At 56.1% G+C, this 9,355-nt stretch carries 9 protein-coding genes and 2 pseudogenes; 9 read left to right on the top strand and 2 right to left on the bottom strand.

The genetic code is table 11. The features are described from left to right. Positions 1–281 precede the first annotated feature (281 nt). The 6 genes and pseudogenes from BLT55_RS30640 (at position 282) to BLT55_RS30615 (ending at position 4,428) form a co-directional block, all read left to right on the top strand. A pseudogene (locus BLT55_RS30640) lies at positions 282–988 on the top strand (lytic transglycosylase domain-containing protein). Further along, positions 988–1,323, top strand: a complete 336-nt coding sequence (locus BLT55_RS30635; protein WP_024668752.1) for a hypothetical protein — start codon at positions 988–990, stop codon at positions 1,321–1,323. The pseudogene BLT55_RS30640 and the gene BLT55_RS30635 overlap by 1 nt, the downstream one beginning before the upstream one ends. A 12-nt stretch (positions 1,324–1,335) precedes the next feature. Further along, a complete protein-coding gene (locus tag BLT55_RS30630; RefSeq protein WP_074802021.1) occupies positions 1,336–1,824 on the top strand; it encodes a VirB3 family type IV secretion system protein in 489 nt (162 codons plus the stop codon). Then, complete coding sequence (locus tag BLT55_RS30625) at positions 1,727–3,343, top strand: VirB4 family type IV secretion system protein (protein WP_482211662.1); 1,617 nt, start codon at positions 1,727–1,729, stop codon at positions 3,341–3,343. The genes BLT55_RS30630 and BLT55_RS30625 overlap by 98 nt, the downstream gene beginning before the upstream one ends. Next, positions 3,244–3,756, top strand: a pseudogene (locus BLT55_RS30620) (StbB family protein); the annotation flags it as partial. The gene BLT55_RS30625 and the pseudogene BLT55_RS30620, both read left to right, overlap by 100 nt. Before the next feature lie 219 nt (positions 3,757–3,975). Further along, positions 3,976–4,428 (top strand): hypothetical protein, encoded by a 453-nt coding sequence (locus BLT55_RS30615; protein WP_223862813.1) that lies wholly within the window; start codon positions 3,976–3,978, stop codon positions 4,426–4,428. A 14-nt stretch (positions 4,429–4,442) separates the two neighbouring features. Here BLT55_RS30615 and BLT55_RS30610 read toward each other — a convergent pair whose 3' ends face one another. After that, positions 4,443–4,832 carry a hypothetical protein gene (locus BLT55_RS30610; RefSeq protein WP_004666798.1) on the bottom strand — a complete coding sequence of 130 codons (390 nt, stop codon included), beginning with the start codon at positions 4,830–4,832 and terminating at the stop codon, positions 4,443–4,445. Between the two features lie 366 nt (positions 4,833–5,198). Here BLT55_RS30610 and BLT55_RS30605 point away from each other — a divergent pair, with 366 nt between their 5' ends. Next, the gene (locus BLT55_RS30605) at positions 5,199–5,549 is read left to right on the top strand and encodes a plasmid mobilization protein (RefSeq protein WP_055002156.1); all 351 of its coding nucleotides are present in this window, start codon (positions 5,199–5,201) and stop codon (positions 5,547–5,549) included. A gap of 490 nt (positions 5,550–6,039) precedes the next feature. Here the strand turns inward: BLT55_RS30605 and BLT55_RS30595 are convergent, their stop codons facing one another. Next, positions 6,040–6,315, bottom strand: coding sequence for a hypothetical protein (locus tag BLT55_RS30595; protein ID WP_074802015.1), 276 nt, complete (start codon positions 6,313–6,315; stop codon positions 6,040–6,042). A gap of 220 nt (positions 6,316–6,535) precedes the next feature. On the opposite strand from BLT55_RS30595, the gene BLT55_RS30590 reads away from it, so the two are divergent. Further along, a complete protein-coding gene (locus BLT55_RS30590) occupies positions 6,536–6,955 on the top strand; it encodes a hypothetical protein (RefSeq protein WP_074802012.1) in 420 nt (139 codons plus the stop codon). Positions 6,956–7,239: 284 nt separating this feature from the next. Further along, on the top strand, positions 7,240–9,309 hold the full coding sequence (locus tag BLT55_RS30585) for an LPD7 domain-containing protein (protein WP_341845506.1): 2,070 nt from the start codon (positions 7,240–7,242) through the stop codon (positions 9,307–9,309). Positions 9,310–9,355 lie beyond the last annotated feature (46 nt).

The raw sequence follows: 9,355 nt of genomic DNA, 5'->3' as shown, positions 1-9,355 counted from the left end.
AGGAAGGTTATATTTCGGGTGCCGGTCCTCTTTGTGTGCCGTATCGACACTCAGGGAACGGGTTTAGAGGCAGCGATGGGTCGGCCTTAACGGCTCAGAGGGTTGGCAACTGGCCCAGGGTGCGCAGCGTAAAGCCCCAAACAAGTTTTCTGGCGGACAGGGTCGCGGCCGGAAATACGATTTAAGATCCCTCGATCTCATTTTTGGGAGATCGAGAGGTTTCACCAAATGGCCTTTTACAAGGCCATTCGGGAAACCTCCCATAACGTAAGGAACCTGCAATGCTCACCACCAGCGCCTTCCTGGCCCTGGCTATGCAATGCGCTCCCTCGATACATCCCGCCACGCTTACTCCCATCGTCAAGACAGAATCCTCCTTCAATCCCTATGCCATTGGCGTGGTCGGCAAAGTGTTGCCGCGTCAACCGCAAAGCCTGGATGAAGCCGTATTGGTGGTGAAAAAGCTGGTCGCGGAGGGGCTGACTTCAGCATCGGTCTGGGCCAAATCAACCGGCAGCATTTCGATGTCAACCGACCCGAACCCGTATTTGAACCCTGCAACAACTTGCGCATGGCAGAGCGAGAGCTACAGGCCTGCTACGTAAAGGCCAGCAAAGCCGATCCGGATACGCAGGGCGCTTTGCGTAAAGCCATTTCCTGCTACTACAGCGGCAACCCCAAACGCGGCTTCAAGGCCGAGGCCGAATTCGGTGGCAGCAGCCACGTGCAACGTGTGTTGGCCAACGCAGGCACGACCACCGTGACGGTCCCTGCGCTGGAAGGCGGCTCCGCTGAGACAAGCCAGCTCCAGCGCGCTCAGGCTCCGGCATCCGCCGTTGAGCCGACCTATGAAAGCTGGGACGTGCTGCGCCAGTACCCGCGCTATCTGCCACCTGCGCCACCGCCTGTTTCTGCTCCATCCGCTGTACCTGCTGTTCCGGCTTCACCCCCAGAACAACCCTCAACTCTCCCTAAAGAGGATCAATGATGATCAAACGTACCCTTGTGCCCAACAAAGGCGAACTCTGCATTTTGCTGGTGGCCTTGGCTTGCCTGCCTGGCATCGCCTCCGCCGACTGGCTCAGCACGCTGAACCAGTGGGGCAGCAATATCCGCCTGGGCCTCTATACCCTGGCGGGCACCTTGGGCCTGGTTTGCCTGATCTGGTCAGGTGCCCAATGGCTGATTGCTCGCTCCACGGGCGACCGCTCGCACACCTTCATGGACTACCTCGAGCAGGTTGGCGTGCTGCTGGTCGTTGGTGGGTCTGTGCTCCTCGGCACAGCGGCCTGGCAGGTGTTCGGCACCGGCGTGCCGGGTTGACCAGGAGCGCTTATGGCCGGTAACGAAGTACTCAAGAAACTGACCTTCGAAAGCTACAACGCGATGAGTCGGCCCGCGATGTTCTGGAACATCCCCATCATGCCGATGGTGGGCTTGCTGATGGGCGGCCTGGTCTTCGGTGTGGCCGCAACCTTCCTGCTGTCCTGGGTGTGGGGCCTGGTCGCTGCCGCCCCGTTCCTGATAGCCCTCATCGCCTTGAGGGTCGTGGGCCTGATCGATCCTCAATATTTGCGCCGCATCCGCTTTGGGCGGCGGCGTCTCTGGCTGAGCCTCAAGTACGGCAAACCGTTGTTGCTGACCCCCTTTAACCCGCAATGGAATGAATTCTATGGCGCACGATTTTCACAAAAGCGTTATGCCCCCGGAAAAGAAAGTGCCACTGATGCGCTATCCGGTCCACGAACACATGGTGACCCTGCCCGGCAATCGCCTGGTGAGTCTGATTCAGTTGAAGGGGGTTTCCAGCGAGACCCGCAGTGATGACGAACTGGTCCACCTGTTTCACAACCTCAACCGCTACTTCCTGGCCCTGGGCAAAAAGGAAGGCAAGCACCTGATGCTGCAAACCTACATCACCAAGACGGGCATCGAGCTGGACACGCAATACACCTTGCCGCTGCCCGCGCTTCAGGACTTCGTGGACGCTTACACCGCCCCGTTTCGCAACGGCACCTTCTTCCAGGTCGGGTACAGCATTGCCCTGATCCTCAAATACCGCGAGGTGGATGAGGGGATCGAACGCATGAGCGACCTGTTGTCACTGTCCTCTACGCTGCTGGCCGAATATGACCCGGTCATCATGGGGCTGGAGGAAAACGAACACGGTGCGCTGTTCTCGCAGATCGGGCGCTACTACAGCCTGCTGATCAACGGGCACGAAAAAGACGTACTGGTCAGCGACACCCGCTTGGGTGACGCGATCATTGATAGTGTTACCAACTTCGAAAACTACGATTTTGTCGAGAACCGTCCCAACCGGGGTGGCCAGCGCTTTGCGACGACCTTTGACCTGCGCGACTACCCCAGTGGCGGGACCTACCCCGGTATGTGGGACGAGGCCATCGAGCAGCAGTTCGAGTTCACCCTGGTGCAAACGTTTCTGTTCGAGGACCGCAACAAGGCCAAGGACAAATTCAAAAAGCACGTGGCGGATCTGGGTTCGGTCGAGCGCGATTCCAGGCAGACCGAGGAGCTTGAAAATGCCATCGAGGCCATCACCCTGGGCGACAAGGCGTTTGGTCGCTATCACGCCTCCCTGATCGTCTTCGGCAAGACCCCGGACCAGGCCATCGAGAACGGCACGAAAATGGCGTCGGTGTTTACGGTGCGTGACGCGACCTTTGTGCGTTCGACCATGAGCAACATCGACACCTGGTACACGCAGTTTCCCGGTGTGACCGAGGCCATGTACCCCATGATGAAATCGACCGAGAACCTGGCGTGCAGCTTTTCCCTGCACTCCACTCCCACGGGCAAGGTCAAGGGCAACCCCATTGGTGACGGGACAGGCGTCATGCCCGTGCTGACGGCCAACAAGGCGTTGTATGTCCTCAACGTGCACGACAGCCCGCCCGGCCAGAACAACCTCGGTGAAATGCTGCCAGGGCATGCGGTCTTCACGGGGCAGACGGGGGTCGGTAAAACCACCGCTGAGGCCACCCTGCTGACCTTTCTCAGCCGCTTTGATCCGCTGATTTTCGGTATCGACTACAACGAGTCGCTGAGGCACCTGCTGTGTGCATTGGGGGCCGAGTATTACACCGTGCAGCTGGGGCACTTCACCGGCGTCAACCCGTTCCAGTTTCACGACAGTCCTGCATTGCGGCAAATGCTGTTTGACCTGGTGCTGTGCTGCGCCGGTGGACCTGACAAGAGCAATGACGCTGACCAGAAAAGGATATCATCGACGTGGGTGCTTCCAACGTTGAAGACTTCATGGCCAACCTGGAAAGCTTCGAAGAGGCTCACGATGAAATTGATTACTACGTTGTTCCAGTAACTTCTGGAACCAAGGAGCAGAAAGAGACAGCAACCATGATTGGAACGCTGGCCGCGATGGGCATTCCGGCTCACAAGATAAGATTGGTATTCAATCGGGTGAAAAGTGACGTTGATTCGGAATTCTCCATCATTATTTCCTATTACGATCTTGCACATTCGTTTATCTGCAATCGCAAGTGCGCAATATTTGAAACTGAGCTGTTCGACGCTCTTTCAGTCAAGCGTATTTCTCTTACATCGTTGATGAGCGATAACGCCGACTACAAGACGTTGCTGAAAGACAAGAGCGCTGACATGAAAGATCGTGAGCTTTGGTCAGATATGTATGGCTTGAAGCTTCTCGCCAAAGGCGTTAATCGTAAGCTTGATGTAGTCTTTGATGCGTTGTTTGCGGAGGAGGATGCTCTATGAGTACGATTGAAAAGAATACAGCCATTGCACGTGACGTTCTCATTACCGAGTTGCTAAGGAGACGCTGATTTATTCTAAAACCCAGCTGTTGCCCCCAGATAAATCAAGGCCTCCAGAGCGTTGCAGGGACGAAAAATCGAATAAATCAGCGCCTCCCTAAGTGACGTGGGTCACTTGCACGACAGTATCAAGAACATACCCAGGTTGCTTGAGCTTTCAATGGATGATTCGTTAAGAATTGTCGCTGATGCTGTTGAAGATGCAGAAGACACCGCATTGTTTCTCCAGAAAAGCACTAAAGAATTGATTCAAGCCACCACGACCAAGGCTGGTCTAGATGTCGGGATCAAGCTTTCTGAGGCCATTCATGACAGTCTTGCTAATGCTTTCGAGCCTGCACTCAATCGTGCGACGGTCAAGATTGAACAACTGGAAAATCGTGTGTCTGCGTTGTCTGGAAATCTCAGAGATACGCAAGCCACTCGATTTAACCATATGATGCTTGCAGGATTAGTCGTGATGGCAGCTATGATGATCGGTGGCATGACCTGGATCGCTATTGAAAGCCAAGACGTTAATGAAACCAACAAGTGGTTCTATCAAGAATATAAAGAACAACGCGCTTTGTTGGAAAAAATCCCTACAGGTATCAAAGACAAGTATAAGAACTAGCCAGTACGCGCTATTCATTTTTCGTCGAATATCAGCCCCTTGCCTGAAACAAGTGCATTCAAGTCCATTCTATCGAAGTCTTCCCTGATCTTTCGAAAGTCAGCGGGTGTCATCGGTGTTCTCTGGTTGTCCGCCTTTTTTGGCTCAGGGGGCGTTTTCGCATGTTCCTCAGCTATAGCGGTTTGCTTGTCCTTTGTCTTCTGTGTTGTGGCTTGTGTGTTGGATGTCAGCGTGTGGACGTACCTAACAAACTGGCGGTACCCAAGCGAAATGGACTCATTCGACATCAGCTCGTCGTAGGCCTGCTTCATCGTGGCCCCCATGTCGATGCGTGCCTGAATCTGTTGCAGCCATGGTGTTACCTGGCTCTTGCCTGTTCGTGGTTTGCTGCGCCAGTCGTCCATTTTCTTCTCCTTTCAGTGCTCTCGACGATGCTCGAATGTGGCTCACGAGGGTTAGAGACCATTTGTGACATTTAGAGACACTCAAAGTCAAGTAGAGACATTTAGAGTCAACCTAACAGGATTAGTGACACAGAGAGACATTCTGTGTCCTCGAGAGACATTCAGAGACAATCTTGGGTCTGACCCAAAATCTCGAATTCGCTAAACAGGCACGTTACCGATGTATACGGGGGGATGAAGCGCCCCCCCGAATACATCGCCGTGCCAAAGGGGAAACCCCTTTGAAACCCCGCAGAGCGGTAGCGCTGCGCTTGTCGTTTGTCATCAGTCGATAAATCAATTGCGTCATTGATCGTCGGAGGCCCCATGGCTGAGCAGCCCCCAAAGACCCGTGTCCTGACCCTGCGTGTGGGTGAGGATGATCACACCGAGATACTCAGGAAGACCAAGGAAGCAGGCATTACGACTTCCGAGTTCCTGCGTGACGTTTTTATCAATGCAAAACTCACCTTCAATGTTAAAGCGGCCAAGCCACAGGACTATCACCGGCTGCTGTTTTTCTATAACAAAACCAGCAAAAACATTAACCAGTTGGCCCACCAGGTGAATGCGGCACACCGCCGTGGTGTCATTTCTGAAAAGACGTACACCCTCTGGCTGAACAAGTTGACCGCCATCGAGGCCCTGCTGTTGGCAGGTGTCTCCGATGCTGATTAGGCCCGGTGGGTACAACACTGGCGCACAGGAATATCTCGAAGAAGGCAACAAGTCAGGACGTGAGTTCACCCGCGATGAACTGGATCATCGCCTGGTGATATCCGGCGACCTTGATCTAACCCGTTCTATTTATGAGAGTATTCCTGATCGCGGTCAGGACCGTTACCTGACGTTCACACTTAGTTTTCGTGAAGACGTTGTTTCTGAATCCTTACTTAAAGCCGTTACAGCCGAATTCAAACAGTTTCTCATGTATGCGTATAAAGCGGAAGAATTCAATTTTTACGCTGAGGCGCATTTGCCCAAGATTAAATGTGTAACTGACAAGAAGACCGGCAAGCCTGTCGAACGCAAGCCACATATCCACGTCATCGTGCCGCGTATCAACTTGCTCAGTGGTAATGAAGCCAACCCCGTGGGCTTCTATAAGAATCATGAGAAGTATTTTGAGGCTTTCCAGGAATATCTAAACCAGAAGTACAACCTTGCGTCACCCAGAGAGCATGTTCGGGTAGACATTGCTGATGCCGCAAGCGTGCTGTCCAGGTACAAGGGCGATGACTTCTACGGTAAGAATCGGGAGTTCAAGCAAACGCTGGTTAAGCCGGTGATTGAAAAGAACGTGACCAGCCGTGAGGCGTTCTATGAGTTGGCGGCCACCTACGGTGAAACGCGCATCCGCAATCAGGGCAAAGACAATGAGTACGTGGCCGTCAAGTTGCCCGGCGATGCGAAGTTTACCAACCTCAAAGAAACCATCTTTCACGATAACTTTATCGTCAGGCGCGACTTGAAAAAGGAGCCGCTTGATAAAGCGATCATTGCCCAGCGGTTAACTGAATGGCCGCAACGGGCGATGGAAATCAAGTATGTGGAGAAGGCGACACCGGCGTTTCGCAAGCGTTATGTGGCTGCCAGCCCAGAAGAGCGTCAGCAGTTGCTTGCTGAGCGCGAGCAGAAATTCTACCAAGTCCATGGAGAACACAATGACAACGTACACACCGGGCAACGACAGAGAGATCACCAGCGAAGTCCTGCTGAAACTACGGGGCGACGCACTGCCGAGCCTGCCGATGGCTTGCAAGACCTGTCCGTCAGCGATGTGGCAGATCACCGGCAAGCCGGATCGGCCCGAAGCCGTGACGGTGCGCTGTTACTGCCCAGTGATGCACACGTTCACCTGGGACAGTCGCAACCAGGAGGAGATTCTGGATTGCGACCATCTGTACCAGGAGCAGGACGAGGAAGAGGGAGCAGGTCCACAGCTGAGCGAGGAAGAGGAGGAAGCGGGCCTGCCGCCGTTTCTCAGGAAGCAACGGGAACAGCAACGCCAGCAGGCGCTACAGGCCGACGCCGGGCCGGAGCTGGAAAGCCCCGAAACGCCCGAGTACGAGCTGGACGAATAATCCCGCCGTATGCCAAGAACCCTCACCGTGTCGCCACCATCGCTGACATCGAAGAGCGAGGCCGACGCCTGTTTGATCCGCTCAAGAAGCCTTCTGACAACGCGCTGGTGTTCTATCGAACACCTTCAACACCTTCCAATACTCCGGCGACTGCGACAGCAACGCCTGGACGCTCCACTGCCGGTCGTAGGCCCAGGGCTCCAGGCAAGCCTCGCCCTCCCCGCCAATGGTGGCCTGGCTCTGTCGTCCCGCCCTACGCCAAGAACCCCCACCGGGTCGCCACGGTGGCTGACATCGAGCAGCGCGCCCGGATGCTGTTCGATCCGCTCAAGCGGCCCGCAGACAAGGCGCTGGTGTTCAAGCGCGCCTCGATCAAGGCCCTGACCGTTAACAGGCAGGCCTCGACGGTGGCCGCGTATTTCACACGGCAGGCGCAGCACAACCAGATCGCTCCGGCCCACCGCCGGGCCATACGCCGGATCGATCAGCAGTATTTCGCGCTCAGGCGCGCTGTGTTCTCCGATCAACGCTTAACCCGCCAGGACAAGGCGCAGCTGGTTTCCGTGCTGACCTTCGAACGGCTCAAAGCACGTGAACAGTTCCGCAACCCGAAACCCAACATCGAGGTAAATCTCATGGGCAGTGCAGCCATACGCAATCTTTTAGAAGACGAAAAGGAAGACCCAGGCTTCAGCATCAGCGGTGCGAGAGGGCCTGGCCCTGAAGGCGTGCGTGACCGTGTGAAGCGGGTCATGGATCGCTTTGCCAAACAGGTTGATCCCGCCGCCGCCAGTCAGCGCGCGCGTGACCTGAGCGCCAAGGATCTGTACACGCGCAAGGCCAAGTTCAGTCAGAACGTGCATTACCTGGACAAGCAGACCGACAAGACACTGTTTGTGGACACGGGCAAAACAATCTCTATGCGTCGCACGGGGATTACTGAGTCCGGTGTGTCCGTGGCCCTTCAGCTGGCCCGGGAAAGGTTTGGCAGCACACTCACCATCACCGGCACCGCCGACTTCAAAAAGCTGGTGATCGAGGCCGTGGCCAAGAACGGTCTGGACGTTCACTTCACTGACAAGGCCATGAACCAAAGCCTGGCGGCTCGCCGTGCAGAGCTGGACATTGAGCGTGGTGGCCAGAGCATTGGTCCTGCCACCGATCTGCCTCGGCACGTTGACGATTCCACACGTGACGTCAGGGACCAGGCGGATAGGATGGGCGTTACGGTGCCCATCGAAGCGCTGTATGGAGAAGGAAAAACCGCCGAGCAGGTTAGCCAGGCGCTGGCCACCCAGTTGGACACCGTGCCGGAACCGGAACGCATTGCGTTCGTCGAACTGGTGGCGATCACCCTGGGCATTCCAGAGCGCGGTCAGCCCAAAGGCGACCAGGCGTTTGCTCAATGGCAGGCGCAGCGTGCGCAACCGGCTGCGGATGTTGCAGCAACGGCAACGTCTGAAGCGCAGGCCAACGTGCCAACGCCTTCAGACGCTGCGCCCGAGCCCGTTAGCCCGACAGTGGCCACCAGCACTGCGTCGGCGAGTCCAGAAGCCGCGAAGCCTGCACGGGCCGACGATCCGGACTTGCAGAGCCCCAGCGAGCTGGTGAGGCTTGAAGCACAATGGCGTCGTGATTTCCCGATGTCCGAAGCGGATGTCAGGGCCTCGGATACGGTCATGGGCTTGCGAGGTGAAGACCATGCCGTCTGGATCATTGCGACAAATGACAAGACCCCTGAAGCCGCTGCCATGCTGACGGCTTACATGGAAAACGACAGCTATCGTGAAGCGTTCAAAGCCAGCATCGTGGCCGCTTACAAGCAAGTCGAAAACTCGCCTAAGTTGATCGATGACCTAGACCACCTCACGGCGATGGCTGCGCAAATAGTCAATGAGGTGGAAGACCGTTTGTTCCCTGCACCTCAACCAGCAACGGGCCAGACAGCCCCGGTCAGGGGCAAAGTCATCGAGGGCACGCTGATCGAGCACGGGGAAGCACCCTATCAGCACAAGGACGACAACCAGATGAGCTACTTCGTGACGCTCAAGCCCGAGGGGGGTAGACCCCGCACGGTGTGGGGCGTAGGGCTGGAAGATGCCATGAAGGATTCGAATCTGAAGCAAGGCGACCAGGTACGGTTGCAAGACCTGGGCACTCAGCCTGTCGTGGTGCAGGTCATCGAAGAGGACGGCACTGTCACGGACAAAACGGTCAACCGCCGCGAATGGTCAGCGCAGCCGACCGCGCCTGAGCGGGAAGTGGCAGAGACCACGCCCAAGGGGCAGGCCGCAGCAGCCGGCACACCGGAGCTGTCATCGCCGGATGAAGATGACGGCATGAGCGTGGACTGAGCCGTCCGGTTACACCACCTCCTTGCCTGGAGGTGGTTCCCAGAAA

The organism is Pseudomonas cannabina, from assembly GCF_900100365.1.
Lineage (GTDB): Bacteria > Pseudomonadota > Gammaproteobacteria > Pseudomonadales > Pseudomonadaceae > Aquipseudomonas > Aquipseudomonas cannabina.
This window is presented reverse-complemented; position numbering and strand designations above follow the sequence as displayed.